The sequence below is a fragment of the Bacillus seohaeanensis genome (assembly GCF_042684945.1).
Taxonomy (GTDB): domain Bacteria; phylum Bacillota; class Bacilli; order Bacillales; family Bacillaceae_B; genus Rossellomorea; species Rossellomorea seohaeanensis.
The window spans coordinates 1-26,468 of record NZ_JBHUMF010000034.1 but is presented as its reverse complement, the minus strand read 5'-3'; the positions used below and the strand labels follow the sequence as shown (position 1 = coordinate 26,468).

Here is a 26,468-nt window from a genome sequence, read left to right as displayed (position 1 = left end):
TTATCGGTTAAGTTCTTCCAACAGCTTAGCCTCATCCCAAACTTCAATTTCTAATTGTTGTGCCTTTGTCAATTTCGATCCTGCATCTTCACCGGCAATAACTAAATCTGTTTTCTTACTGACACTGCCAGTTACTTTTCCTCCAGAGGCTTCAATCTTCTCTTTTGCCTCATTACGCCCCAGTTGCTCCATTTTTCCTGTAAGCACAACCGTTTTCCCTGCAAAATAAGAGTCTATTTCATCCACTGCTACTAGTTTAGGTCCTTTGTACTCCAAGTTAACCCCGACTTGTTTCAACTCTATTAAAAGCTCTTGAACTTCTTCATTTTCAAAATACGCAACGACTGCGTCTGCCATTTTGTCTCCAATTTCATTGATAGCTGTCAGCTCTTCTTTTGTTGCTTTCGCTAGCTTATCAATGGTATTAAATTGTTGAGCTAATGTTTTAGCAGCCTTTGCTCCAACATGACGTATACCAAGCCCAAACAACAGTTTTTCCAATGAATTTTGCTTAGACTTTTCAATTGCTTCAAGCAAATTATCTACAGATTTTTCTCCCATCCGCTCCAGTTCAAGCAATTGCTCTTTTTTCAACTTGTACAAATCTGCCACGTCGACAATGAGTTTTTCTCTAAATAACTGACTGATGACCTTTTCACCGAGTCCATCAATATTCATCGCATTTCTTGATACAAAATGAATAAGACCTTCTCGTATTTGCGCTGGACACTTTGGATTAATACAACGCAGAGCTACTTCTCCTTCTAGTCGCACTAGTTCACTTTCACATTCAGGACAATGACTCGGCATCAAAAACTCTTGTTCTTCTCCTGTCCGTCGATCTTCAAGCACATTTACGACCTCAGGAATGATATCACCAGCTTTTTTTATCACAACATGATCGCCGATTTTAATATCCTTTTCTCTAATTAAATCTTCATTATGGAGTGATGCCCTTTGAACAGTTGTTCCAGCTACTCGAACTGGGTCTAAAATCGCCGTAGGAGTAACAACACCAGTCCGCCCAACACTTAGTTCAATATCTCTTAGAACCGTTACCACTTCTTCTGCCGGAAATTTATAAGCAATTGCCCATCGCGGACTTTTAGCTGTCGTGCCGAGTTCTTCTTGTTGATCAAGCGAATCCACTTTGATAACAATTCCATCAATATCATAAGAAAGATCAGGACGTCTAGTCGTCCATTCTTCCACATATTGAATGACCTCTTCAATATTTTCACAGCGTTTCCGCTCTTTATTTGTTTTAAAGCCAAGCTCTTCTAAACGGTCTAATCCTTCACTATGTGATTCTATCTCTGTGTCTCCTACATCAGCAATTGCGTATAAGAAAATATCCAAATTTCGGGACGCCGCAATTTTAGGATCAAGCTGACGAAGAGAACCAGCTGCCGCATTTCGCGGATTGGCAAACGGTTCTTCTCCTTTTTCTTCTTTTACTTTATTTAATGCCCCGAAAGATCCTTTTGGCATAAATGCTTCACCACGAACTTCAATTGATAAAGGTTCAGAAATTTTTAACGGGATAGAACGAATTGTTTTCAGATTCTTCGTAATATCCTCTCCTATTGTTCCATCTCCGCGGGTTGCACCTTGTGCTAACAATCCATTTTCGTAACGAAGTGAAACAGCTAATCCATCAATTTTCAGTTCACAAACATATGAAAATTCTTCTCCTACTGCTTGACGGACTTTACGATCAAAATCTCGCAGGTCTTCTTCGTTAAAAGCATTTCCTAGACTTAACATGGATGTTCTATGCTGTACTTTTTCAAAAGAATCCAGTACAGCACCGCCAACACGCTGAGATGGTGAGTCTGCCGATTTCAAACTCGGATATTCTTCCTCAAGCTTTATAAGTTCACGCAGCAATTGGTCATACTCAGCATCGGTAACGGATGGTTTATCCAATACATGATATTCATAATTATATTTATTTAATAAATCTTGTAGCTCTTTTACACGCTTTTCAGCTGAATTCCATTCCATTAAAACAACCCTTTCCTTCACTTTATCCCACATTAATTGGCAGTAAAACCCGGATTGATTGAAATTTCGCTTTAAACTTTCTCTATGGGAGCAAATTTAGCCAGTAAACGTTTGATTCCATTTGGATTTGGAAAAGCGATGTCAAGTTCTGTATTGTCACCAGAGCCTTTCACACTGACAACCGTTCCCGTCCCCCACTTTTTATGCTGGGCTTTGTCTCCTACTTGCCAATTAGCAGCCTCTCCACCTGTTGAAGTTGGAACAGGTCTAGAAACAGGTTTACGGGGCATTGTTCGTCTCGCAGAAGGAGATACCTGCCCAAAGGAGGATTTCGATTTCGTCTGAAACGGTGTTTTCTTTTCCGGTACCACTTCATCCAACAGTTCCGTTGGAATCTCACCAATAAAACGCGAAACTGGATTCATTTTTGTTTGGCCAAATAATGTTCTCATTTGTGCATTTGTCATAAAAAGTTCTTCTTCCGCTCTCGTTATTCCTACATAAGCAAGACGGCGTTCTTCCTCCATCTCCTCTTCTTCCATAAGAGAACGGCTGTGAGGGAATACCCCCTCCTCCATTCCCATAAGGAACACGACAGGAAACTCTAACCCTTTGGCAGCATGAAGTGTCATTAAAACAACCGATTCCTTCGGTTGGTCGTCTTCATCTAAACGGTCTATATCTGCAACTAATGCTAAATCAGTTAAGAACGCCACTAAACTCTTATCATCATTTGTATCTTCAAAGCTTTTCGTAACAGATAAAAACTCATCTAAGTTTTCTAATCTGCTTTGCGATTCAATAGATTTTTCCGATTTTAACATCTCTTTGTAGCCTGATTTATCTAGTATTTCTTCTACCAGCTCTGTTACAGACAGGTATTCTTGCATTGCTGTATAGCCTTTAACCATTTCTTTAAATTCCATTACTGCCTTTGTAATCTTAGGACTCAGCCCAATAAAATCTGCTTCTTCCAATGCACGGAACATGGATATGTCGTGATCTGCTGCATATCGAGCAATCTTATCTATAGATGTAGACCCTACACCTCTTTTGGGAACATTAATAACTCGTTGCAAACTAATATCATCATCCGGATTGGCAATAAGTCGAAGGTAAGCTAAAATATCTTTTATTTCTTTACGATCATAGAACTTTATTCCGCCAACAATCGAGTATTCGATATTCGATTTAAGTAAAATTTCCTCCATTACACGGGACTGAGCATTTGTACGATACAGAATGGCAAAGTCGGAGTATTTACGTTTGCCGCTCTCGACCATTTCTTTAATCTTTCCTGTAACGAACTGTGCTTCTGATTGTTCTGTATCCGCACGGAAATAAGAGATCTTTTCCCCTTCCAAGTTTTCTGTCCATAAATTTTTATCTTTTCTATTTGAATTATTATTAATAACTTTATTAGCTGCTTCTAATATTCTTTGCGTAGAACGATAATTCTGTTCTAAAAGAATTACCGTTGCACTTGGATAATCCTTTTCAAACGATAGAATATTAGCGATATCAGCTCCACGCCACCGGTAAATGGATTGATCAGAATCACCGACAACACAAAGATTGTGAAAGCGTGCTGCTAGCAATTTGACAAGCATATATTGCGCTCTATTTGTATCTTGGTATTCATCTACATGAATGTATTGGAACTTACGTTGATAAAATTCCAATACTTCTGGAACACGTTGAAAAAGTTGAATCGTCGTCATAATTAAATCATCAAAATCGAGTGCTTGGTTCTTCCGCAATCTCTTTTGATATTCCGTATAAACATCGGATACAACCGTGTCATAGTAGCCTCCAGCTGTTTTTGAAAATTCTTCTGGTGTTATCAGTTCATTTTTTGCGGAGCTTATACTTCCTAAGATAGAACGAGGATCAAATTTTTTTGGGTCAATATTCTTCTCTTTTAAAACTGCTTTAATAACAGATTTCTGATCTGTTGGATCTAAAATCGTAAAGTTTCGATTAATACCAATTCTGTCAATATCTCGCCTTAAAATGCGGACGCACATACTATGAAAGGTTGAAATCCAAATATCCTCAGCTGCACCGCCAAGAATATTCCCAATACGGTCTTTCATTTCCCTTGCTGCTTTATTCGTAAAGGTAATCGCCAAAATATTATACGGGTTAACTCCTTTTTCCACCATGAGATAGGCAATTCGATGTGTCAACACACGCGTCTTCCCGGATCCTGCACCAGCCATAATCAATAATGGTCCATCCGTTGCCTTCACAGCATCCCTTTGCTGCGGATTCATTCCATTCAATAATCGATCAGTCAAAAATTGCATTCTCTCACCACCATAACGAACATTTGTTCTCTATTTTATAACAACATTATATACCAACACAATCCAAAAAACGAGCAAAACCGTCGCATTTTATCGCTCTAAAGCGTTGAGGGACGGACTTCTATTTTATAGATTTTACCGTTTTAAGTGCTTCCTTAAGGTTTTCATATATTATATTTCCTACTACAATTACGTCTGCTACTTCAGCCATTTCTTTGGCTTGTTCGACAGTTTTAATGCCGCCTCCATAGAACAATGTCGTTTCTTCTAACGTGCGACTAACTTCTTCAACCGTTTTTACATCTCCATACGTACCGCTGTATTCAAGATAAAATATCGGTAAATGAAACATTTTCTCTGCCATCATAGCATAAGCCGCAACGTCCTCTTCTACTATAGAGGTGTTGGCTTCCGTTAGCTTCGCAGCTTTGCAGTCTTCATTTAAGATGCAATAGCCCTCTACAATAATCTCTTCCCAGTTCATGATTTCACCATATTCTTTTACAGCCTGATGATGCAAACCTGTTACCCAATCTATTTTCGAGCTGTTTAAAACCATTGGAATAAAGTATAAATCAAAGCCTGGTGTAATCGATTCTAGATTAGAAACTTCTAATACACAAGGAACAGTGTAGCGTCTAACGCGGGCCATTAAATCCAGCACTTTTTCAAGTGTTACCCCGTCCGTTCCCCCTACGATTATCGCATCTGTTCCTGATTCACAAATAGCCTCTAAATCCTCATCACTTATATCTTTGGCAGGATCCAATTTAAACACATGGCTCCATTCGCGGACATCATACATCAATAGTTCCTCCATTCTTTCATCCATCTCAACATTATATCATTTGTAAGAAGGAGTCGCATTATCTCTTCTAATGTAAACTATAGGATATTAAAAATGATTTCGAGCCTTTTTCTGCAAGAGATAGGCATAATTAAACGTATTATTTGAGCTCGGATTTTAAATATATAACAGCAGATTACGTTGAAATAAGTCAATGTTTGTCGTTTCGCCGATAAAAAATGACTAACACTTTAAAGGGCTAGTCACTAGATATATATTTTAATTAGCAAGATTACCATCCTCGTGCACCATAAAAAAAGAACCACTCGTTATGAGCGGTCCACCAAATTATTTTCCTTCATCTACTCGGTCTAATACCATTTGATAGGCATCGTTTCCATAATTCAAACAACGTTTCACACGAGAAATTGTTGCAGTGCTTGCCCCCGTTTCTGTCTCAATTTTATGATATGTTTTGCCATCTTGAAGCATTCGGGCTACTTCTAGACGTTGTGAAAGTGATTGAATTTCATTAATGGTACATAAATCATCAAAAAAGCGATAACATTCTTCTTTATCTTGTAGGGAAAGTACTGCATTAAATAACTGATCTAGTTCTTTTCCTCTTATTTTATTTATTTGCATAGATAAACTCCTTTTCTTTATTCTTAGGCTTAATAGGAAACAGATCCATCTAGGCCCGGATTATCAGGAATGATATTAATCCATGTAGAGCCTTTTACAAACGGAACTTGTTCACCATCCTTATACGGTAAAATCTTTCCGCCCTCATTTTCCCATTCGACTTGCTGCATCTTGCCTTCTTGTAGGAGATATGCTTCTCCTCCAGATTGAATATCAATATTTCTTCTGCCGGCACTATCCACCACTTTATGAGCCGTTTCTGCAATAAAAATATTTTCCAATAGCACTGGTTCACCTGTTTCATAGTCAATAGTTTGTTCACCATTGGAGTAACGTTCATACTTACCCTTTTCCTCGTTATATTGATATACAACTTCAAAAAGTGGATTATCAAAGTAAGATACCGTAACAGATTCCACCATCTCACCTGTAATTTTCTCTTCTTTTTCTAAAAAAGATAAGTTTTCCGGTGGAGTGCTCATCTCAAATTCTTTATCTTCTGCTCCTCTTACAATATCTGTATACGAAATGTAAGAGTTATGCGGTGCTACTCGATCGCTAGCACGCTTAAAAAGACTTCCATCATATTCAATCCCATTTAAATTATCTATACTACCACCGCGCAGCATTTCTCTTGCTTTTGGGCTGTATCCATGAGCAATATAAAGACTATCGTACCCTTTAGCTAAATCAATATAGTAATCACGGGCACTACGAACAGGACCAATTTTTTCAGGTTTTTCACTTTGGAAAATAGCAAGGAATCTTGTAATTTCCCCCTCAGCTAACACTTCATAGACAATGTCCGCTTGAGACAAACCAGATTGAGGTCTTGCTTTTGGATGATTATTGACCATTACGGCAACAGAACGTACTTCAGGTTCCTGTTTGGTCCTTTCTCCCGTTAACGGAAACTGAAAAGCAGCTTCTTCTACCTGCTCATTATTCCCCGGCTCTACTGTTCCTTGTTCTACTTTCTCTTTTTCATCATCAACTTCTGAGCTGCATCCAACCAACGCAAATGTACTCAGTGCTATCACGATAGCCTTTTTTAGCATAAAATCAGACACTCCTATAAAGTAAAACTTCCACTAGTGAGGCTTTCCCGCACTAATTAGGCAGTAACGGGCAGTTCCCCCCACTTATGCTTTTTTGATTCCTCTAAACCTTGAAGTAGGGGGCTCACTGCCCGTTAATGTGGGATAAATAAATTTTGCTGTACTTTCATATTTTAACGCATTATCGATGGAAAGAGTACCGTTTTCTTCATGACGTCATACATTCCCATTGGTGTGACCCGAATATATGGGAGATGTGTCGACTGCAAAAATAGTAACGTATAAATCGGATCAGAAAAATGATAACCTCTCTCTTGTAAAAGAAGTTTTAATTTTTTCTCCTCTTCTATAAGTTCTGGCATTTTCTTTTTGGAAAATAGCCCTCCGAGTGGCAACTCCACTTCATGAAGTACTTCTCCATCTTCCACTAAAACGATGCCTCCTCCAATTTCCTTCATTCGATCGAAAGCAACCATCATATCCTTTTTTCTTTTACCAATTAAAATAATATCTCCAGTATTAGAATAAGAAGAGGCAAATCCTTTCACATTTTTACTAAAACCTTTTAGTATTGTGCTAATCCGCCATTCGCCATTGCGATCCATCAACATTAAAAAGCTTTGATCATGATCATACGATAGCTCATTTACCGACGCATCAATGTTAATGGAATATGGCTTTGTAATGACATCGTTTACCATTTCAATCCCAAATGGCATTGAGAATTGTAGGTCTTCCATATCTACTTCCCAGTTTAAAGATAACGGGGCAATTCCTACTTCCTCCCAATTAATATCATACTCGTAATGAGTGGATTCTGCATTTCTTTTCACCCATTTTCCTTTTGAGAGAACCGAAACAGGAGTTGGGTTTTCTTTATTTTCCAGAAAATTGATATTAGCTATTTTTCCGGTTGCGATCATTCCATGAATAGAGGTTAAACTATAGTGTTTTGCCACATTATAACTAGCCATATTATATGCTTCTATAGCCGGTATTCCACTATCAATCGCCATTTTAATTAAGTTGTCCAACACACCTTCTTCGTGAAATGCTGGTGTCGAACCGTCTGTTGTAAACAATAGCGAATCATAGTTCGTAATTTCCTTTTCTTTTAACCCTTGGAGTAGCTGAGGTAAATCTGGCCTTATTGATGAGTGTCTCAGTGTAACGGTCAAACCTTGAAGTAATCGCTTATACACTTCTTCGCCAGTCATCGCTTCATGATCCCCATCAATGCCAAGAAGAGTCATTTTTGCAAGTGTCTTCTCTGAAGCTCCTGGCAAATGCCCTTCAATAACTTTTCTCATTCGTTTGGCTTCTTGAATCCAGTGAAGCATCATATCATCGCCTTCAAGCAATTTAGGCCAAGCTGTTAATTCTCCACCTTGCACTACTTCTTCATGCTCCAGCCATGATTTCACATCCCCGTGAGAAAATGCGACCTCTTCATTTTGCATTTCTGTTTGCGAGTCAAACCGAGCCCACCAATACATCGTAACAGGCAATTTTCTGAACTCCCTCAATAAAGAAAACGCTTTCTTTTTTCTCAATTGTAAAAAAGGCACCAAGTTATCATTTATAAATGTTGTTGTTCCTGTTTGAGATGCATACTCTGAGAAAGTTTGGGGATTATAAAGCTGAAAAGGGTGTACATGTGGCTCAATATAGCCTGGAACTAAAAATTGCGACTGACAATCCACTATCTCGCAGTGGTCCATTTTTTCTGGTAGTGAATCACCTGTATAAACAATTCGATCCTTGTAAACCCAAATATGTCCTTCTATCCATTTTTTTAATGTGGAATGAAGGTATGTTGCATTTTTTAAAAGTAACGTTGGAGATAACTTTCCATTAAGAACATCAACATGTTCTCGCAGTTGTTTGTTTTTCCATCTGTAACGCTGTTCCAAGGCGGTTCACTCCTCTAATGGAATGGAATTAGTTTTAGTTTCATTAATGTTAACATATTTTACTATTTAACGCATTAAAGGTTTTTAACAATTATGTAAATTTTATTTAAAGGAAAAAAGGAAAAGCTGAGTGCTAAGGGATACAAGATTGTAGCGTAAACAGCTAATACTCCCTAAGACACTGATATTAGTTACTAAAACTAGAAAAAGAAGGAGGAAATAGCACGATGAAAGTTTCACAGAACATCGGGATTATTAACGCTTTAATCCGTATTACATGTGGATTGACTATTTTGACATGGGTGACCGCAAAACTAGTCAAACGGCCTTGGAGAGACTCCTACTTACTAATGGCGATGCTTGCTGCAATGAAAGTTGGAGAAGGCATCCTGCGCTACTGCCCAGTAACAGATCTGCTCGATAATAATTTAGGTGGTAAAGGGAAAAAGTCTTCAGATGAAAAAGATTCCCCTTCTGCTGGACTAGGAATGTTTGATCTCAACAATGTATTAAACCAAAATAGCGATAAAGAGGATAACAAAGAGAGCAACAAAAACAGGGAAAAAGATAGTAATAAACAACAAGACTTCAATCCCGAAGATTTCACAAATGCTGAAGTCCAAGCCGCACTTTCTGGCAAGACTAACCAAGATCAGCAACAACAAGACACATCCGATCTTTAACACAGTAAATCAGTGAGGGACGGACCTTTAACTTTAAAAACGGAGCAACCATTAAGAGTTGCTCCTCTTCATTATCATATAAAAGGAGTGGAATAAATATGTTTTGGGAATACCTTACAGACATGTCCTATGTGCTTATTTCCTTAATCGGCAGCATTATCGCCATTTTTTACGTTTATATTAGAAAATCTAAAAAGAGACGGGCTCGATAGCCTTCTTACCAATGTCTTCACGATAGAAAAAGCCATCTAGTGAAACTTTGTTAAGTTCTTCATAAACTTTATCAAAAGCTGCTGCTATATTTTCTGATTCCGAAGTTACCAATAAAACTCTTCCACCATTTGATACTAATTGCTTATTTTCATCCAATTTTGTACCAGCATGAAAAACGAGTGCCGTTTCATCTAGAGTGGATAATCCTTTAATCGGAGTTCCCTTTTTATATTGATTTGGGTAACCTTCGGCTGCAATAACCACACCTAAAACAGCTTTATTACTCCACTCAAGTTGCAATGTCTCACCATTCATTAATTTCAGCAGCGTTTCACCGAAATCTGATTGCAGCCTTGGTAGCACAACTTGTGTTTCTGGATCTCCAAAACGTGCGTTAAACTCGATAACCTTTGGACCTTTATCTGTGAGCATCAGCCCTGCATAGAGAATTCCTGTAAATGTACGGTTTTCCTCTACCATTGCCTTTGCTGTTCGCTTAAGAATAGACTCGACAGCTTCTTCAATAACACTATTCTTTATATGTGGAACAGGAGAATATGCTCCCATTCCACCCGTGTTTGGACCCATATCTCCATCAAATGCCCGCTTATGGTCTTGAGCGATGACCATAGGGTAAACGTCTTCCCCATTTACAAACGCCATTAAAGAAAACTCTTCTCCAACCAAGCATTCTTCCACAACAACCTGTGCAGATGCATCACCAAACCGTTTATTTAACAACATTTCTTCTAAAGCATCATAGGCTTCTTCTTTTGTTTGGGCTACGACTACACCTTTCCCTGCAGCTAACCCATCTGCTTTTATAACGATAGGAGCACCCATCTTATCAACGTAAGATTTTGCAGGCTTTAATTCTGTAAAAGTTTCATAAGCTGCCGTTGGAATCTGATATTTCTTCATTAAATCTTTTGCAAAAGTTTTGCTTCCTTCAATGATAGCTGCTTCCTTTGTTGGTCCAAATACCTTCAAGCCAGCATCCTCAAATTTATTGACGATTCCTTCAAGTAGCGGATTTTCAGGGCCTACCACGGTATAGGCAATATTTTGTTCCTTTGCAAATTGAATTAAACAATCTACATCCGTCTCGGAGTATGTAACTAATTCCGCATCACCTGCAATTCCAGCATTTCCAGGTGCACAAAAAACTTTCGATACACTCTTACTATCTGCTAGCTTCTTGCAAATTGCATGCTCACGTCCACCGCGTCCAATAACGAGTACTCTCATCGTATTGTATTCCCCCTGTATTTGAAAAATTGAGTAAAGGTTTAGCTTTTGTCTCAAAATCCAAGCTGAGTCTTAATCCGAGGTCCGTCCCTCATCACGTTAAAGAGATGAGGGACGGACCTCTATTATTTTTTAGTGTTTGAAGTGGCGAATTCCAGTGAAGACCATGGTGATGCCGTGTTCGTCAGCTTTTTTGATGGAGTCTTCGTCACGGATGGAGCCGCCCGGTTGAATGATTGCAGTAATCCCTGCTTTTGCGGCTGCCTCGACTGTGTCATCCATAGGGAAGAATGCATCTGATGCCATTGCAGATCCTTTTGCTTTTTCTCCTGCTTGTTCAAATGCAATTTTTGCTGCACCAACACGGTTCATCTGCCCTGCTCCAACTCCGAGTGTCATCTTATCGTCTGTCACAACAATTGCATTAGATTTCACATGTTTTACTACTTTCCAGCCCAATTTAAGAGCGGCCCACTCTTCTTCAGTTGGTTCTCTCTTCGTAGCAACTCGCAAGTCTGCATCCTCTAGTGAATATGTATCATCATCCTGTACAAGCAGTCCGCCTTCTACTGTTGAAAGTTTGCGTTCAATCGCTGCTTCTGTTTCAAACGGTACCGTTAATAAACGAATATTCTTTTTGCTTGTTAAAATTTCTAACGCTTCCTCTGTAAAAGCTGGCGCAATGACAATCTCTAAGAAAATTTTATGTAACTTCTTCGCAGTCTCTTCGTCTACTACTCTATTTAATGCAACGATTCCGCCAAAGATGGAGGTCGAATCGGCTTCATATGCTTTTGAAAATGCTTCTTCAATAGATTCTCCTACCCCAACTCCACAAGGGTTCATATGTTTTACAGCAACAGCAGTTGGTTCTGTAAATTCTTTTATAATTTGAAGCGCTGCATTGGCATCATTAATATTGTTGTAAGACAATTCCTTACCGTGAAGCTGACGAGCTGTTGCAACGGAAAACTCGGAACCTAACGGCTGACGATAAAACTCTGCTTTTTGATGTGGATTTTCTCCATAACGAAGAGACTGTTTTAATTCATACGTAACAGTAAAACGTTCTGGATTTTCTTCCCCGCTGATTTTTGTCATGTAGTCAGCAATATAAGCATCATATGCCGCTGTGTGACGAAAAACTTTTGCTGCAAGCTTACGTCTTTTCTCTCCTAAAACTTCCCCACTCGCTTTAAGCTGTGCCAACACTTCCTCATAATCTAGAGCATCGACAACAACTGTTACATATTGATGGTTTTTCGCTGCTGCTCGGAGCATTGTTGGACCACCAATATCAATGTTCTCAATCGCCTCTTCTACCGATACATTTGGTTTCACAATCGTTTGTTGAAATGGGTAGAGGTTGACACATACTAAGTCAATTCCTTGAATACCTTGTTCCTCTAATTGTAATTGGTGATTTTCATCATCACGTTTAGCTAGCAATCCGCCATGAATATTCGGATGAAGTGTTTTAACACGACCTTCTAGGATTTCAGGGAATCCTGTTACATCCTCAACACCTATCACTTCTACACCATTCTCTTTTAAAATACGCTTTGTACCACCAGTTGATAAAATCTCGTAACCTAGTTCTTCTAACTCTTTCGCAAATTCTACAACGCCGCTTTTATCTGACACACTGATTAGTGCTCTTTTTTTCATTGTTGTTTCCTCCTCGCTTGATTGTTCCTGGCACATTCCTCTCAATCTGTTCCTGGCACAAAATACCTGTTTTGTGCCAGGAACGAAATACCTGTTTCGTTCCTGGCACATTTCCTACTACTGCATTAGATAACCATTTGTTAAAAACAAGTGATTCAATGTACGTGGGTATAATTCATGTTCAATATGCTGAATTTTATCCTGCAGGGATCCTCGTGTTTCTCCAGACGATATCCGGACAACCTCTTGTTCGATAATAGGACCGGTATCCATCCCTTCATCGACGAAATGAATCGTTACACCTGTATATTTTACTCCACCTTCCAACGCTTGCCCAATGGCATCTTTTCCTGGAAAAGCAGGAAGGAGCGAAGGATGAATATTAATAATCCGCTTCGGAAATTGTCTTAAAAGCGTAGGACCGATCAGCCTCATATACCCTGCTAGGACGATAAAGTCTACTTCTCTTCGTTGGAGCTCTACTATGATTTCTTTTTCAAATTCTTCCTTGCCTTTATAATCTTTTGCACGAAAAGCGAAGATGGGAATTCCAGCTGCCTTCGCACGCTCCATTACAAACGCATTCGGTTGGTCACAAACAAGCAGTTTAACGCTTGCTTGCAAACTACCATTTTGTACTGAGTCTACTAATGCTTGAAAATTACTGCCGCTTCCTGATGCAAAAATGGCTATTTGTTTCATAACCCGGCCCCCGTTTGAAAATTAACTTCTATTTCACCAATTGAACGCCTTCACCTCGAGTTACCTCACCAATGACGAAAGCATCTTCTCCATGCTGTTTCATAAACTTTACTAATTCCTCTGCATCTTCTTTCTTGACTGTCAATACGAAACCAATTCCCATATTAAAAATGTTATACATTTCTTCATGTGGGATGTCACCGTACTTTTCAATTGCAGTAAAAACCTCTGGAATAGTCCAAGAACCAGTTTGGATCTCTGCTTTTAAGCCATCAGGAAGCATTCTTGGTACATTTTCAATAAATCCGCCACCAGTAATATGAGACATGCCATTAATCTTAAACTCTTTCAATGCAGCTAAAACCGCTTGGACATATATTTTCGTTGGCGTTAACAGCGTCTCCCCTAATGTTCCATCCATTTCAGGCAGTGTATCATCTAGCCCAAAAGAATGATTTTCAAAAAAGACTTTTCTGACTAATGAGTACCCATTACTGTGTATACCACTAGAACCTAGTCCTACTAACATATTTCCTTCTGTTATGTTCTCTCCGGTAACTATTTCGCTTTTTTCACAAGCACCTACGCTAAACCCAGCAATATCATACTCTTCTTCCGTATACATGCCGGGCATTTCAGCTGTTTCACCACCAATTAAGGCACAACCTGCTTGCGCGCAGCCGTCCGCAACGCCTTTTACAATTGCTTCAATTTTTTCCGGCTCTGCTTTTCCACAAGCAAGATAATCTAAGAAATAAAGCGGTTCTGCTCCTTGGACAACAATATCGTTTACACACATTGCGACACAGTCTATTCCTATCGTATCATGCTTATTTGCCATAAAGGCAAGTTTAAGCTTCGTCCCAACCCCATCCGTTCCTGAGACAAGTACTGGTTCTTTTAAATTCAATGAAGAAAGATCAAACATCCCACCAAAGCTTCCTAATTGCCCGAGTACACCACGACGAGCTGTTCTTCCTACATGTTTTTTTATGCGATTAACTGATTCATATCCTGCTTCAATATCCACACCTGCTTGACGATATGCGTTTGCCATTACGATTCCTCCTACCGAACGAGTTCTTTTTCATAAGGATGAAGTGTATCAGGATAAATCTCTGTTGGGTATTTACCTGTAAAACATGCTAAACATTGGCCCCTATTTTCAGAAGCGTCATTTCTTCCAACAGCATCCAACACGCCTTCTACACTTAAAAATGTTAGAGAGTCGGCACCGATGATTTCTCTCATCTCTTCTACTGAATGGGAGGAAGCAATTAATTCTTCACGTGAAGAAGTATCAATTCCATAGAAACACGGATTTTTGATTGGAGGTGAGCTTATGCAGACATGAACTTCTTTTGCACCAGCTTCCTTCAGCATGTTAACAATTCTTTTACTTGTCGTTCCTCTAACAATCGAATCGTCTACCATTACCACACGTTTTCCTTCCACTACCCCCCTTACAGGCGATAGCTTCATTTTAACCCCTTGTTCTCTAAGTGATTGGGATGGCTGAATAAATGTCCTACCGACGTAGCGATTTTTAATCAGGCCCAATTCGTATGGGATGCCTGAACTTTCCGCGTACCCAATTGCACTTGAAATACTGGAATCTGGCACACCCGTGACGACATCCGCCTCTATTGGCGCTTCTTTTGCTAATTGGATTCCCATCCGCTTTCTTGCTGAGTGGACATTGATTCCATTAATATTACTGTCCGGTCTGGAAAAATACACATATTCCATTGTACACATCGAACATCCACTAGAAATACTAAACCGTTCTGAGGTTAATCCCTCATCATTGATGATCACAAGCTCCCCTGGTTCTATGTCCCGTATATATTCCGCACCAACGATATCAAATGCGCATGTTTCGGATGCTACGCAATAGGCATCTCCAATTTTCCCAAGCGATAATGGACGAAGACCGTGTGGATCAAGCGCCACCATCATTTCCGTCTCGGTCATAATCACAAATGCATATGCCCCCTTTAACATCGTTAGAGCATTTTTGACGCTATCTTTTAATGTGGAAAATCCATTACGCTTAATTAAGTGTGCTAGTACTTCCGTGTCGGAACTTGTTTGAAAAATACTCCCTTGCCTTTCAAGATGATGTTTTAATGCATTAGCATTCACCAAATTACCATTGTGAGCTAACGCAAGACTTCCGCTTTGCGAGTGGAAGAGCAGTGGTTGAACATTTTCATAACCGCCTCCCCCAGCTGTCGCATAACGGACATGCCCAACCGCGGCATTCCCTGTCATGTCATCTAAAGCACCCTCTTGGAAAACTTCCGTTACAAGACCTTCCCCTTTAAGACCTTGTAATTTCTCTCCATCCGAAACCACAATACCAGTACCTTCCTGGCCTCTATGCTGCAAACTGTGTAATCCATAGTACGTGACTTGAGACGCATTTGGGTGCCCCCAAATACCAAAGACACCACACTCTTCATTTAGCCCTTTTATTTCAGCAAGCATGGGATGGCTCCTTTCCAAGCTGTTTCTAATTCTTCTGTGCCGGCTTGTAAAATAACTTCTCCATTACCGTCCGTAATTTTAATTTCAGGTGTGTGTTGAACTTCTCCGATTCTCTTTGCATCCTTCACGATTTTTTCAAATTCTTCCCTATTCTCTTCTTTTACAGAAACAAGAAAACGAGACTGTGTTTCACTGAAAAGCTCTGCTGTTACATCGTCTCCCGTTACGTTTACAGTAGCACCAAGACCGTTTCCGCTAAAAGTTGACTCCGCCAACGCTACGGCAAGACCACCTTCAGCAATATCATGTGCTGACGAAACAAGACCTTTTTGGATTGCTTCTAGTAACTGCATTTGGCGACATAATTCAACATCCAAATCAATAGTAGGTGACTGGCCAGAAATTTTTCCGTCTGTCATTTTTTGAAGTTCACTACCACCAAATTCATTTTTTGTTTCACCAATTAAATAAATCGCATCTCCTGCTTGTTTAAAGTCCTGCGTTGTAATATGTTCGATATCCTCAATAAGGCCAACCATTCCAACTACTGGCGTCGGGTAAATTGCTGTTCCCATTGACTCGTTATAAAGCGAAACATTTCCACCAATAACCGGCGTGGAAAGTTCACGGCAAGCCTCACTCATCCCTTCCACAGCTTTTTCAATTTGCCAGAAGATTTCTGGTTTTTCTGGATTCCCAAAGTTCAAGCAATCAGTAATCGCCAATGGAATTCCACCAGAACAGACAATGTTTCTCGCAGCTTCTGCAACAGCAATTTTCCCACCGACTTCCGGATCTAGGTAAAGATAGCGAGAATTACAGTCTGTTGTCATAGCAAGAGCTTTTTTTGTACCACGGATACGGACAACGGCAGCGTCAGAACCAGGCGTTACAACAGTCGATGTTCTAACTTGATAATCGTATTGATCATACACCCACTCTTTACTTGCAATCGTTGACTGCTGTAATAACTTCACTAGTGTTTCTTTGTAATCCTCGACCACTGGTGTCGGTGTCTCCATGTTTTGAAACTCTTGATAATAAGCAGCTTCCTTCGAAGGCTTATGATAAACAGGTGCTTCTTCTGCTAATGCGTCAACTGGAACATCCGACACAACTTCACCTTTATGAAGCAGGCGTAGCTTCTTATCATCTGTTACTTTTCCGATTGAAACAGCTTCTAAATCATATTTGGAAAAAAGGTCAACAATTTCTTGCTCGCGCCCTTTTTCTACAACTATTAACATGCGTTCCTGTGACTCGGACAGCATCATTTCATAAGCTGTCATTCCCGTTTCACGCTGCGGAACAAGGTCTAAGTTCATCTCGATACCGGAACCTGCCTTACTCGCCATCTCTGCCGCTGAACTTGTTAAGCCAGCAGCCCCCATATCTTGGATTCCTACTAATGCATCATTTTGGATAAGTTCAAGGCATGCTTCGATTAAAAGTTTTTCCATAAATGGATCGCCTACTTGAACGGCAGGGCGTTTCTCTTCTGCTCCTTCTCCAAGTTCCTCCGAAGCAAAGGTTGCACCGTGAATTCCGTCACGACCCGTTTTTGCCCCAACGTACATTACCGTATTTCCTACTCCATGCGCCTGGCCTTTTTTAATATCCTTATGGTCAATTAAACCGACACACATAGCATTTACTAACGGGTTCCCCTCATAGCAAGCATCGAACTGAACTTCTCCTCCAACTGTCGGAATGCCAATACAGTTCCCGTAACCAGCAATTCCTGCCACTACCTCTTTAAAGAGATACTGAACACGAGAAGAATCCAACTCTCCAAAGCGAAGAGAGTTGAGGAGTGCAATAGGTCTTGCCCCCATCGAAAAAACATCCCGTATAATACCGCCGACACCTGTTGCCGCACCTTGGTAAGGCTCAATCGCTGATGGGTGATTGTGACTTTCAATTTTGAATACAACTGCTTGATCGTCTCCAATATCAACAATTCCCGCTCCTTCACCTGGTCCTTGAAGTACTCTTTCACCTTTTGTGGGAAACTTACTTAAGACTGGCTTAGAGTTTTTATAGCTACAGTGCTCTGACCACATGACAGAAAATAACCCTGTTTCTGTATAGTTCGGTGTTCTTCCAAGAATGTCTTCCACCATACTAAACTCTTCATCCGTCAAGCCCATTTCACGGTAAAGTTTTTCTTCTTTTACTTGTGCTGCAGTCGGTTCAAGCATTAACGACATGTTTTTCCCTCCAGTACTTCACAATTGATTGAAATAGTTTTTTTCCATCTTCACTGCCTAGTAATGTGTCCATCGCTCTTTCAGGATGCGGCATCATTCCAAGTACATTCCCCTTTTCATTTGTTATGCCTGCGATATCAGCAACACTGCCATTTGGATTTTCACTCGCATACGTAAAAACAATTTGGTTGTTTTGTTGAAGCTTTTCTAGTTGGTCTTGGTCACAGAAAAAGTTTCCTTCTCCATGTGCAACTGGAATTTGGATTACTTCTTTGTTTTCATAACCATTTGTGAAAAGTGTTTCATTATTTTCAACAGTAAGCCCGAGCGTTTTACAAACGAATTTAAGGGATTCGTTTCTTCTCATTGCACCTGGTAGCAACCCTGCTTCTAGTAAAATTTGGAATCCATTGCATACACCAAGAACAGGCTTACCTGCATTTGCTACTTTTATTACTTCCTTCATTACATTGGAAAAGCGGGCAATCGAACCTGAACGAAGGTAATCTCCGTAAGAGAATCCCCCAGGCAAAAGAATTGCATCATAGTTTTCTAGATTATCAGCATCGTGCCAAACGTAGTCTACTTCCTCACCAATTTCATCCTTAATTGCGTGGTACATATCAATATCACAGTTAGAACCAGGAAATACTATGACAGCAAATTTCATTGAGCGACACTCTCCTCTATCTCATAACGGTAGTCCTCAATAACTGGGTTAGCCAGTAGTTTATGACACATTTCTTCAACCGTCTCTTCCACATTTTTCACTGTAGATGGAATAGTTAGCTCCATATATTTTCCGATACGGACATCCTCTACTTCATTAAAACTCATGCTGTGAAGTGCTTGCTTAACTGCACTTCCTTGTGGATCTAGAACACTTTCTCTTAATGTGATATAAACCTTTACTTTGTACATAGTTTACTTCCTCCCAATCGTTCTAATATTATTTGGTAAACATCCGTTAAGCTTCCTAAATCTCTTCTGAACACATCTTTATCCAGCTTTTGATTCGTTTCTTTATCCCATAGCCGGCATGTATCTGGTGAAATTTCATCAGCAAGAAGTATATGTCCCTCTGCATCTTTTCCAAATTCCAGCTTGAAATCTATTAAGCGAACACCGATATCATCGAATAACGTTTTTAGGAAATCGTTCACTTGAAGAGCTTTTTGTTTTAACTCCTGACGCTCATCCTGAGTGGCGAGCTGTAATAAATCGATATGTTCATCCGTTAAAAGCGGATCTCCAAGCTCATCATTTTTATAGTAAAACTCAACAATTGTCTGCTTTAGAGGTGTACCTTCCTCTAAGCCAATTCGCTTTGAAAGACTACCTGCCGCTACATTACGGACAACCACTTCGAGCGGAATAATAGCTACCCGTTTGACAAGCTGCTCATGATCCGAAATCTTTTCCATGAAGTGACTTTCAATCCCCTGCTCCTGAAGCTTTGAAAATAGTAAACTCGTAATCTTGTTATTTAAAGCTCCTTTGCCTTCAATATCCGTTTTCTTCTCCCCATTAAAAGCAGTTGCAGAGTTTTTATACTCTACCCAAACTACCTCTTCCTCCACCGTTGTATAAATTCGCTTTGCCTTTCCCTCATAAAGTATGGACCCCTTCTCCATCCTAAAAGCCCCCTTAATTCATAAAATTAGGAATGTTCTGTCTACGAATTATTAAAAAAAGAGAAGGACCCCCAAAAATCCCTCTCTATCCAATTGTGGAGGTCCGTCCCCGAATGAACTAACGCTTTAACGCGATGAGGGACGGACCTCTAACTTATAAGCCGCAGCGTTCGAAAATGGTGTCTACGTGCTTTAAGTGATAGTTGTAGTCGAAGCAGTCGTCAATTTCCGCCGGTGATAGTTTGGACGAGATTGTTTCGTCTGCTTCTACCAGTGAACGGAATGGGACTTGTTTTTCCCACGCTTCCATCGCTTTTGGCTGCACCGTGTCATATGCAGCCTCACGTGCCATCCCTTTATCAATTAGTGCCAATAAAACGCGTTGTGAATAGATTAGACCTAATGTACGGTCCATGTTACGTTTCATGTTTTCCGGGAATACCGTTAAGTTCTTAACGATGTTACCAAAACGGTTTAACATATAGTTCAATGCAATCGTTGCATCAGGTAAAATGACACGTTCTGCTGAAGAGTGAGAAATGTCGCGTTCGTGCCATAATGGCACATTCTCGTAAGCAGTCATCATATAGCCTCTAATAACACGTGCCATCCCAGTCATATTCTCGGAACCAATTGGATTACGTTTATGAGGCATTGCAGATGAACCCTTTTGTCCTTTTGCGAAGAACTCTTCCACTTCTCGTGTTTCACTCTTTTGCAAACCACGAATTTCCACAGCAAACTTTTCAATCGACGTTGCAATTAAAGCGATTGTACTCATATAATGTGCATGGCGATCTCGCTGTAATGTTTGCGTGGAAACAGGCGCCGGTGTAATTCCAAGCTTTTCGCAAACATATTTCTCCACGAATGGATCAATATTTGCATATGTACCAACAGCACCTGAAATTTTTCCGAACTCTACTCCGCGTGCTGCATCCTTAAAACGGTCTAAGTTTCGCTTCATTTCTTCATACCAAAGTGCCAGCTTCAAGCCGAAAGTTGTCGGCTCTGCATGAACACCATGCGTTCTTCCCATCATGACAGTGTGCTTATGTTCAATTGCTTTATTTCTTAAGATCTCAACAAAATTCTCTAGATCTTTTAGCAAAATTTCATTTGCTTGCTTAATAATATAAGAAAGTGCAGTATCCACTACGTCAGTGGAAGTTAATCCGTAATGAACCCATTTTCTTTCTTCGCCTAATGTTTCCGAAACTGCTCTTGTAAAAGCTACGACATCATGTCGTGTTTCTTCTTCAATTTCTTTAATTCTATTCACATCAAATCCAGCTTTTTCACGGATCTTAGCTACATCCTCTTTTGGAATGTCCCCCAATTCCGCCCACGCTTCACACGCTAAAATTTCTACTTCTAACCATGCCTGAAAACGATTTTCTTCTGTCCAAATCGCTCCCATTTCCGGACGAGTATAACGTTCAATCATTCCTCATTACCTCCGATTTTTTCTTTTTCCTTCCATATACTTGAATCATCCAAACTTGCTAACGTATCATCCAAGTTATCTGTCAGGACTGTAATATGTCCCATTTTCCGCTTGTGCTTTGCTGCGTCCTTTCCGTATAGATGGAAGAACCATTGCGGATTAGAAGGAATTTCTTTTATAGCCTCTTCCAAATGCTCCCCTAATAGGTTAACCATCACAGCGTTCTTTAATAAAGATGGTTGTTCCAATGGCCAATTACAGATTGCCCGAATATGATGGGAAAATTGAGAATGGTCGCATGCTTCAATCGTATAATGTCCTGAATTATGTGGCCGTGGAGCTAACTCATTTATATAGATAGTTCCGTCACTAGTTAAAAACATTTCAATGGCTAATGTCCCAACTAGATCCAATGTTTCACTTATCATTCTTGCCATACTAACCGCTTTAGAGAAAACAGAATCATCAACCCTTGCCGGTGCAATAGTCTGGTGTAAAATGTTATCTATATGAATATTTTCAACTACAGGAAAATGGGTTAGCTCCCCGCTACCATTCCTCGTAACAATCACTGATATTTCTTTTTCAAAAGGAATCCATTTTTCAAGAACACATGGACCGCTTTCAAGCAACTTACATGCTTCTTCTATATCCTTCTCTTCCTTAATAACATATTGTCCTTTTCCATCGTAACCGCCCCTTGACGTTTTTAAAACGGCAGGAAGCCCAAGCTTTTCTATATTATCATAGATGTCTGTGAATTGGTTGATTACTGCATAAGGAGCTACCTCCACTCCTGCAAGGCTTAGCGCAGCCTTTTCCTGGATCCGATCCTGTGTAATTCTTATTAACTCCGCACCTTGTGGAATATAAGCACGTTCATTGAGCCACTTTAATGCTTCGTAATCAATATTTTCAAATTCATATGTAATGACCGCGCATTCTTCTGCTAATCGATACAGTGCATCATAATGGTCATACTGTGCAGTAATAATGACATCCGCCACTTGTGCACATGGAGAGTTAGGGGAAGGATCAAGAACAGCAACTCTGAATCCCGCTTGCTTTGCAGAAATTGCCATCATCCTACCTAACTGGCCACCACCAATTATCCCAATTGTTTGCCCTGGTAAAATTGTTTTTTTAAACAAGCTCATCACTGCTTTCCATCACTTTTTCCCGTAATTGTTCACGACGATTATCAAGTAAACCGGCCAAATTAGAATCCTCTATTGATAAGATTTGAGAAGCAAGCAGCCCTGCATTTGTAGCTCCTGCCTTTCCTATCGCTACTGTAGCAACTGGTACACCGCCTGGCATTTGAGCTATGGATAATAGTGAATCAAGTCCATTCAGTGCTTTTGATTGAACGGGGACTCCTATAACAGGTAATGTTGTTTTAGCCGCTACCATACCTGGAAGATGGGCAGCACCGCCAGCCCCTGCAATAATTACCTTTATGCCTCTTTCTCTTGCAGTACCTGCATACTCAAACATATAATCTGGAGTTCTATGCGCGGAAACCACTTTTTTCTCGTAATTAACGCCAAGTTCATCCAACACTTCACAAGCATATTTCATTGTTTCCCAATCCGATGTACTTCCCATAATAACTCCCACGTTCGGCTCCATTCGTCAACCTCCTAAACAGTGATTAGGATCTATTAAATTCATCCATATCTATAAAAAAATACCCGAATTAACTGTTCTCTTTATGAGAGAAAGCAGTTAATTCGGGTATTTTTTGAAAGTGACCGTTTCTATAGCAAGGGTCCACTAACATGTCGTATCCCGACAGCTACTTTCCCTCATAGTCCGACCGTTTACGGTGGTCAGGTAGAAACTCGTGGGCCATATTCCCACTATTATATGAGGGGTTTCGTTTCAATTGACTCCATCATAACGCGGAAACTAGTAACTGTCAATGTAAAAATCGAACAATAATAAATGTCTGAAAATTAATGTTCGTGTTTCGTAGTATTACGATTCTATTTTCCTTCCTTCGAATACAATTGTTTGTTTAACAGGTACATGCTCTTTTTTACCATTTACTATTTTCTCCTCAAAAACCGGCTTTTCCATTCTTCTTACTGGCATATAACCGGCCTCGCTCATCCTATCAAGACACTGATTAATTGTTTCCTTTTCTGCCACTTCAAATAATTGCTTTTTTTTACTCATGATTCAACCTTTCTCTTACGTATATTTCTTACTGCTTTTACCCAGAAGCCGCCATGAATCGCTTTTGGTTCATAGGCGATAATAAACGCTTTAGGATCGAGCTCCTTAATCGTATCATATAGCTTCATCTCATACTTTCTAGGTGTAAGAATCTGCAACGCCATTCGGCTACCTTCCAAACCATTTGCTTCCCAATTTGTAACACCATACCCTTTTGCACGCAGTTCCTGTGGAAGAGATTTATCATACTCTTTTGTAATAACATTAACTGTTATATAACCAAGCGCAAGCTTCTCCTCAATCTTCATACCAACAATAACACCTAAACCATAACCTACGGCATACGCAACTAAATTTTGTATTTCATTAAGGTTATCAAGCACCAAGCCTAGTCCAACTACATAGATAACCACTTCAAACATACTCACAAAAGCGGCAACATAACGGTACCCTTTTAACGTTAAAATCATCCGTATTGTAAAAAAGGAAACGTACACAATATTAATAATTAAAATAATGGCGACCATGACCAAGCTATTATCTAACAATAAAAATCCTCCTTATTGATACTGAAATTAAGTCTTTATTTTACTAGAGATTTTTATGTTTGCGAACTACTTTATTGCTAAAAATCCATAAAAAAAATCCAACAAATTTTGCAGGCTGTCCCCTAGATACTTTGGTACACCACCGTAATGAGGGACGGACCTCTTATAAATTTTTCATCAATTTAATTATAGTGTATGTTGTTCTTTTCACTTTTATTTAATACCAAATATACTCCATAGTGGATAAATACCCCACTTTAAAGACGATTTAACAATCATTTTTCACTAGTTCTGGTTCATACTAAGCGAGAAGAAACTTTATTAAGGAAGGATTGTTAACTATGGCTTTAAACTCACAGCAATTATCTACCTTCCGTTCAAAACTGATCAATCTTGAAAAGAGTATTAATAAAAGACAAGAAGAAAATGATTACTTTGATTTAGATAGAGGACATTACCACGAATCAATGGGGGAATTGTCAAGTTATGATAATCACCCTGCAGATGAAGGTTCAGCCCTTTATGAACGTGAAAAGGATATTGCCTTACATCAACATTTAGATTATGAACTAGAAGAAGTTCAGCAAGCTCTACAAGCAATGGAAAATGGCACTTACGGGGTATGTTTGAAATGTCATAAGGAAATACCACTGGAAAGGCTAGAAGCCATTCCAACAACATTATATTGTAAGGAACATAGCTTAGATCAAACCGTCTCTCATAATCGCCCAATAGAGGAAGGAGTCCTTATGCCTCCATTTGGGAAATTCTACAAAGACGAAGAAGACGAAAATGTAAGTTTTGATGCTGAAGACAGCTGGCAAACAGTAGCTCAGTGGGGAACCTCAGAGACTCCTTCTGACTTTACTGTACCTCCTGCCGACTACAATGACACCTATTTAGATTATGAAGAAAATGTTGGTTATGTAGAGGATTACGAGAACTTTGTCGGTAATGACATCGATGGAAAAAATATAACTATTTACCCAAACAACCAGCATGAAGAGTATGAAAACTCTCTAGATGATGAAGGAATCATGACAACCTTCGGGGATCTCCCTGCATATGAACATGATCCATACACAGAAAATGACTAAGGAGTGACTTACTACCATGGCTAAAAAACGAAATGCAAAATCAACCGACCTCGCAGGACGGTATTATCAATCTGATGACTACAACAAAACAGACGAGCTTTCCTTGGGATTAGCAATGACCCATGAACAAGCTAGTGATAGCCTAACCGAGGGAACAATTGATGGAAAAATTGACAATGTTGATGGGGAAGATATTGAACTTCTTAAAGAATAATAAATGAAACAGACTGGCTTAATGACCAGTCTGTTTTTTTAGCTTAATTTCTACTCAAAAAGTTCATTTTCACATTAATAAAAAAGCGATTGTCTTTTACTTAACAATCGCTCCCTGTTTAATTTATCTAGTTGCATCAACAACAATATCTACTCTTACTTCCGGTAGTTAAAGAGAAATAATATACAAAATCTGTCTGACTCACTACTTAAAATGTTGCAAAATGGTCCCTTTTCCGTCTTCTACTTTTACTTCGGCATAAGCTCCATTAATGAATGTGATTTGCGGAGGGACGTGCCCACAATCAATATCATAAATAATTGGTATTTGAAGTTCAAAAGAAAGTTCTTTATAGACATCCTCAACCGAATAATTTCCAACAGGGTGATTGGCAGAACTTCGACCAAACATAATACCTGAACATTTTTCAAACCAACCTGCTAACTTCATTTGTACTAATGACCTACGCAAATCCGTTGTAGTTAACCCGCAATTTTCAAAATACCATAGCGCAGGCTCATCATTGAAAAATTGCTTTTGGAAACCTTGTAGATCCCCAAATGGTGTGCCAATCAAATGCCTTATTACATCTATACATCCACCAAGCAACCGCCCCTGTACCTTTACACTATTATTAGACGTAGTTTTCCAATATGTTGGTTCTGTGAGATGAAACACACAAGGGGAAGGGGTATTATGCTGCCATTCTTTTTGGTATTTTGCTGAAGAATATTGGATAATTGATTCTCCAGTATTCGTTGATAAGACAGACTGCCACATTGCTGTCGTATCATCCGAATAGTCTCCCCTTAAATCAACTATATTAGTTCCATGAGCAGTTGCTATTCCAGTTTTTAAAGTGATGGCCAGTAACAATGCACTTGTATCTGAATAACCTAATATCCACTTTTCACCCATATTTTCAAAATCAATATATTCTAATATCTCAATCAAAAGCTCTCCACCCCAAGGAGGAATAATGATATCAACTTTATCGTTTTGCATCATTTCATTAAACTCATCTGCACGCTTTTTAGCAGAAGATGATTTGGCCTTGTTTTGAGTCCAAACAGTATCTCCACAAATAACCTTAAACCCCTTTTTCTCCATGCGGCTACATGCAAGTTTAAACATATCATGTAATTCAACTTGTACTCCAGATGAAGGTGCTGTTACTCCTATGGTTGCCCCTTTTTCTAAGAATGGGTATTTAATCATTTTTTACCTCCTCTGAAAAATACTTTACATGATTTTACCAGTTTTACGTTAACTCAACAACAACTTTTTGAAATTATCATTCAACTAACCTACGACTCTAATGGAATAAGTCGCATTGTATCATTTTTTCCATAACAAAAAAACAGCTCCATTAAGGGCTGTTTTTCTCATTTTGCCTGGCAACGTCCTACTCTCG

Annotated in this window: 25 protein-coding genes and 1 riboswitch; of the genes, 4 read left to right on the top strand and 21 right to left on the bottom strand. The window is 39.4% G+C overall.

What is annotated here, in order from left to right:
• From ligA to ACFSUL_RS20205, 6 genes are all read right to left on the bottom strand, one after another.
• Complete coding sequence (ligA, locus tag ACFSUL_RS20230) at positions 1–2,007, bottom strand: NAD-dependent DNA ligase LigA (RefSeq protein WP_377938004.1); 2,007 nt, start codon at positions 2,005–2,007, stop codon at positions 1–3.
• Positions 2,008–2,078: 71 nt separating this feature from the next.
• Complete coding sequence (pcrA, locus tag ACFSUL_RS20225; RefSeq protein WP_377938002.1) at positions 2,079–4,316, bottom strand: DNA helicase PcrA; 2,238 nt, start codon at positions 4,314–4,316, stop codon at positions 2,079–2,081.
• A 121-nt stretch (positions 4,317–4,437) separates the two neighbouring features.
• A complete protein-coding gene (locus ACFSUL_RS20220) occupies positions 4,438–5,121 on the bottom strand; it encodes a heptaprenylglyceryl phosphate synthase (RefSeq protein ID WP_377938096.1) in 684 nt (227 codons plus the stop codon).
• Positions 5,122–5,451: 330 nt separating this feature from the next.
• Positions 5,452–5,748, bottom strand: coding sequence for a YerC/YecD family TrpR-related protein (locus tag ACFSUL_RS20215; protein ID WP_071414110.1), 297 nt, complete (start codon positions 5,746–5,748; stop codon positions 5,452–5,454).
• 29 nt (positions 5,749–5,777) lie between these two features.
• Positions 5,778–6,806, bottom strand: a complete 1,029-nt coding sequence (locus ACFSUL_RS20210; protein WP_377937999.1) for a DUF3048 domain-containing protein — start codon at positions 6,804–6,806, stop codon at positions 5,778–5,780.
• Between the two features lie 173 nt (positions 6,807–6,979).
• Positions 6,980–8,719, bottom strand: a complete 1,740-nt coding sequence (locus tag ACFSUL_RS20205; protein ID WP_377937996.1) for an adenine deaminase C-terminal domain-containing protein — start codon at positions 8,717–8,719, stop codon at positions 6,980–6,982.
• Positions 8,720–8,946: 227 nt separating this feature from the next.
• Between ACFSUL_RS20205 and ACFSUL_RS20200 the strand changes: the two genes are divergently transcribed.
• Positions 8,947–9,402, top strand: a complete 456-nt coding sequence (locus ACFSUL_RS20200; protein ID WP_377937994.1) for a YgaP family membrane protein — start codon at positions 8,947–8,949, stop codon at positions 9,400–9,402.
• Positions 9,403–9,500: 98 nt separating this feature from the next.
• On the top strand, positions 9,501–9,614 hold the full coding sequence (locus ACFSUL_RS20195; RefSeq protein ID WP_377937992.1) for an EYxxD motif small membrane protein: 114 nt from the start codon (positions 9,501–9,503) through the stop codon (positions 9,612–9,614).
• Here ACFSUL_RS20195 and purD read toward each other — a convergent pair.
• The 14 genes from purD to ACFSUL_RS20125 form a co-directional block, all read right to left on the bottom strand.
• Positions 9,592–10,863 (bottom strand): phosphoribosylamine--glycine ligase, encoded by a 1,272-nt coding sequence (gene purD / locus ACFSUL_RS20190; protein ID WP_377937990.1) that lies wholly within the window; start codon positions 10,861–10,863, stop codon positions 9,592–9,594. The two genes, ACFSUL_RS20195 and purD, sit on opposite strands and share 23 nt — an antisense overlap.
• Positions 10,864–10,995: 132 nt before the next feature.
• Complete coding sequence (purH, locus tag ACFSUL_RS20185; protein WP_377937988.1) at positions 10,996–12,531, bottom strand: bifunctional phosphoribosylaminoimidazolecarboxamide formyltransferase/IMP cyclohydrolase; 1,536 nt, start codon at positions 12,529–12,531, stop codon at positions 10,996–10,998.
• 117 nt (positions 12,532–12,648) lie between these two features.
• Positions 12,649–13,233, bottom strand: coding sequence for a phosphoribosylglycinamide formyltransferase (gene purN, locus ACFSUL_RS20180; protein WP_377937986.1), 585 nt, complete (start codon positions 13,231–13,233; stop codon positions 12,649–12,651).
• Between the two features lie 28 nt (positions 13,234–13,261).
• Complete coding sequence (purM, locus tag ACFSUL_RS20175; protein ID WP_377937984.1) at positions 13,262–14,290, bottom strand: phosphoribosylformylglycinamidine cyclo-ligase; 1,029 nt, start codon at positions 14,288–14,290, stop codon at positions 13,262–13,264.
• 11 nt (positions 14,291–14,301) lie between these two features.
• The gene (purF, locus tag ACFSUL_RS20170; protein WP_071414103.1) at positions 14,302–15,723 is read right to left on the bottom strand and encodes an amidophosphoribosyltransferase; all 1,422 of its coding nucleotides are present in this window, start codon (positions 15,721–15,723) and stop codon (positions 14,302–14,304) included.
• On the bottom strand, positions 15,708–17,933 hold the full coding sequence (gene purL / locus ACFSUL_RS20165; RefSeq protein ID WP_377937981.1) for a phosphoribosylformylglycinamidine synthase subunit PurL: 2,226 nt from the start codon (positions 17,931–17,933) through the stop codon (positions 15,708–15,710). The genes purF and purL overlap by 16 nt, the downstream gene beginning before the upstream one ends.
• Positions 17,917–18,603 (bottom strand): phosphoribosylformylglycinamidine synthase subunit PurQ, encoded by a 687-nt coding sequence (gene purQ, locus ACFSUL_RS20160; protein ID WP_377937979.1) that lies wholly within the window; start codon positions 18,601–18,603, stop codon positions 17,917–17,919. Before purQ ends, purL begins: the two co-directional genes overlap by 17 nt.
• A complete protein-coding gene (purS, locus tag ACFSUL_RS20155) occupies positions 18,600–18,854 on the bottom strand; it encodes a phosphoribosylformylglycinamidine synthase subunit PurS (RefSeq protein ID WP_377937977.1) in 255 nt (84 codons plus the stop codon). Before purS ends, purQ begins: the two co-directional genes overlap by 4 nt.
• The gene (purC, locus tag ACFSUL_RS20150) at positions 18,842–19,567 is read right to left on the bottom strand and encodes a phosphoribosylaminoimidazolesuccinocarboxamide synthase (RefSeq protein WP_071414099.1); all 726 of its coding nucleotides are present in this window, start codon (positions 19,565–19,567) and stop codon (positions 18,842–18,844) included. The genes purS and purC overlap by 13 nt, the downstream gene beginning before the upstream one ends.
• 154 nt (positions 19,568–19,721) lie before the next feature.
• Positions 19,722–21,014, bottom strand: a complete 1,293-nt coding sequence (gene purB / locus ACFSUL_RS20145) for an adenylosuccinate lyase (protein ID WP_071414098.1) — start codon at positions 21,012–21,014, stop codon at positions 19,722–19,724.
• On the bottom strand, positions 21,011–22,171 hold the full coding sequence (gene purK / locus ACFSUL_RS20140; protein ID WP_071414097.1) for a 5-(carboxyamino)imidazole ribonucleotide synthase: 1,161 nt from the start codon (positions 22,169–22,171) through the stop codon (positions 21,011–21,013). The genes purB and purK overlap by 4 nt, the downstream gene beginning before the upstream one ends.
• Positions 22,158–22,646, bottom strand: coding sequence for a 5-(carboxyamino)imidazole ribonucleotide mutase (gene purE, locus ACFSUL_RS20135; RefSeq protein WP_071414096.1), 489 nt, complete (start codon positions 22,644–22,646; stop codon positions 22,158–22,160). The genes purK and purE overlap by 14 nt, the downstream gene beginning before the upstream one ends.
• Before the next feature lie 159 nt (positions 22,647–22,805).
• Positions 22,806–22,907: riboswitch (purine riboswitch) on the bottom strand.
• A gap of 87 nt (positions 22,908–22,994) precedes the next feature.
• Positions 22,995–23,195 carry an NETI motif-containing protein gene (locus ACFSUL_RS20130; RefSeq protein WP_377937975.1) on the bottom strand — a complete coding sequence of 67 codons (201 nt, stop codon included), beginning with the start codon at positions 23,193–23,195 and terminating at the stop codon, positions 22,995–22,997.
• Complete coding sequence (locus tag ACFSUL_RS20125) at positions 23,192–23,722, bottom strand: DUF2179 domain-containing protein (protein WP_377938094.1); 531 nt, start codon at positions 23,720–23,722, stop codon at positions 23,192–23,194. Before ACFSUL_RS20125 ends, ACFSUL_RS20130 begins: the two co-directional genes overlap by 4 nt.
• A gap of 362 nt (positions 23,723–24,084) precedes the next feature.
• On the opposite strand from ACFSUL_RS20125, the gene ACFSUL_RS20120 reads away from it, so the two are divergent.
• A complete protein-coding gene (locus tag ACFSUL_RS20120) occupies positions 24,085–24,840 on the top strand; it encodes a TraR/DksA C4-type zinc finger protein (protein WP_377937973.1) in 756 nt (251 codons plus the stop codon).
• Positions 24,841–24,856: 16 nt separating this feature from the next.
• Positions 24,857–25,054 carry a YozQ family protein gene (locus ACFSUL_RS20115; RefSeq protein ID WP_377937971.1) on the top strand — a complete coding sequence of 66 codons (198 nt, stop codon included), beginning with the start codon at positions 24,857–24,859 and terminating at the stop codon, positions 25,052–25,054.
• A 204-nt stretch (positions 25,055–25,258) separates the two neighbouring features.
• Here the strand turns inward: ACFSUL_RS20115 and ACFSUL_RS20110 are convergent, their stop codons facing one another.
• Positions 25,259–26,272: a S66 family peptidase gene (locus ACFSUL_RS20110; protein WP_377937969.1), complete on the bottom strand. Its 1,014-nt coding sequence runs from the start codon at positions 26,270–26,272 to the stop codon at positions 25,259–25,261.
• Between the last annotated feature and the right edge of the window lie 196 nt (positions 26,273–26,468).

What these genes read in the sequence shown, in the direction of transcription:
- ligA (WP_377938004.1), bottom strand. Translation starts at nt 2,007, where the DNA reads ATGGAATGGAATTCAGCTGAAAAGCGTGTAAAAGAGCTACAAGATTTA.
- pcrA (WP_377938002.1), bottom strand. Translation starts at nt 4,316, where the DNA reads ATGCAATTTTTGACTGATCGATTATTGAATGGAATGAATCCGCAGCAA.
- ACFSUL_RS20220 (WP_377938096.1), bottom strand. Translation starts at nt 5,121, where the DNA reads ATGTATGATGTCCGCGAATGGAGCCATGTGTTTAAATTGGATCCTGCC.
- ACFSUL_RS20215 (WP_071414110.1), bottom strand. Translation starts at nt 5,748, where the DNA reads ATGCAAATAAATAAAATAAGAGGAAAAGAACTAGATCAGTTATTTAAT.
- ACFSUL_RS20210 (WP_377937999.1), bottom strand. Translation starts at nt 6,806, where the DNA reads ATGCTAAAAAAGGCTATCGTGATAGCACTGAGTACATTTGCGTTGGTT.
- ACFSUL_RS20200 (WP_377937994.1), top strand. Translation starts at nt 8,947, where the DNA reads ATGAAAGTTTCACAGAACATCGGGATTATTAACGCTTTAATCCGTATT.
- ACFSUL_RS20195 (WP_377937992.1), top strand. Translation starts at nt 9,501, where the DNA reads ATGTTTTGGGAATACCTTACAGACATGTCCTATGTGCTTATTTCCTTA.
- purD (WP_377937990.1), bottom strand. Translation starts at nt 10,863, where the DNA reads ATGAGAGTACTCGTTATTGGACGCGGTGGACGTGAGCATGCAATTTGC.
- purH (WP_377937988.1), bottom strand. Translation starts at nt 12,531, where the DNA reads ATGAAAAAAAGAGCACTAATCAGTGTGTCAGATAAAAGCGGCGTTGTA.
- purN (WP_377937986.1), bottom strand. Translation starts at nt 13,233, where the DNA reads ATGAAACAAATAGCCATTTTTGCATCAGGAAGCGGCAGTAATTTTCAA.
- purM (WP_377937984.1), bottom strand. Translation starts at nt 14,290, where the DNA reads ATGGCAAACGCATATCGTCAAGCAGGTGTGGATATTGAAGCAGGATAT.
- purF (WP_071414103.1), bottom strand. Translation starts at nt 15,723, where the DNA reads ATGCTTGCTGAAATAAAAGGGCTAAATGAAGAGTGTGGTGTCTTTGGT.
- purL (WP_377937981.1), bottom strand. Translation starts at nt 17,933, where the DNA reads ATGTCGTTAATGCTTGAACCGACTGCAGCACAAGTAAAAGAAGAAAAA.
- purQ (WP_377937979.1), bottom strand. Translation starts at nt 18,603, where the DNA reads ATGAAATTTGCTGTCATAGTATTTCCTGGTTCTAACTGTGATATTGAT.
- purS (WP_377937977.1), bottom strand. Translation starts at nt 18,854, where the DNA reads ATGTACAAAGTAAAGGTTTATATCACATTAAGAGAAAGTGTTCTAGAT.
- purC (WP_071414099.1), bottom strand. Translation starts at nt 19,567, where the DNA reads ATGGAGAAGGGGTCCATACTTTATGAGGGAAAGGCAAAGCGAATTTAT.
- purB (WP_071414098.1), bottom strand. Translation starts at nt 21,014, where the DNA reads ATGATTGAACGTTATACTCGTCCGGAAATGGGAGCGATTTGGACAGAA.
- purK (WP_071414097.1), bottom strand. Translation starts at nt 22,171, where the DNA reads ATGAGCTTGTTTAAAAAAACAATTTTACCAGGGCAAACAATTGGGATA.
- purE (WP_071414096.1), bottom strand. Translation starts at nt 22,646, where the DNA reads ATGGAGCCGAACGTGGGAGTTATTATGGGAAGTACATCGGATTGGGAA.
- ACFSUL_RS20130 (WP_377937975.1), bottom strand. Translation starts at nt 23,195, where the DNA reads ATGAGTAAAAAAAAGCAATTATTTGAAGTGGCAGAAAAGGAAACAATT.
- ACFSUL_RS20125 (WP_377938094.1), bottom strand. Translation starts at nt 23,722, where the DNA reads ATGGTCGCCATTATTTTAATTATTAATATTGTGTACGTTTCCTTTTTT.
- ACFSUL_RS20120 (WP_377937973.1), top strand. Translation starts at nt 24,085, where the DNA reads ATGGCTTTAAACTCACAGCAATTATCTACCTTCCGTTCAAAACTGATC.
- ACFSUL_RS20115 (WP_377937971.1), top strand. Translation starts at nt 24,857, where the DNA reads ATGGCTAAAAAACGAAATGCAAAATCAACCGACCTCGCAGGACGGTAT.
- ACFSUL_RS20110 (WP_377937969.1), bottom strand. Translation starts at nt 26,272, where the DNA reads ATGATTAAATACCCATTCTTAGAAAAAGGGGCAACCATAGGAGTAACA.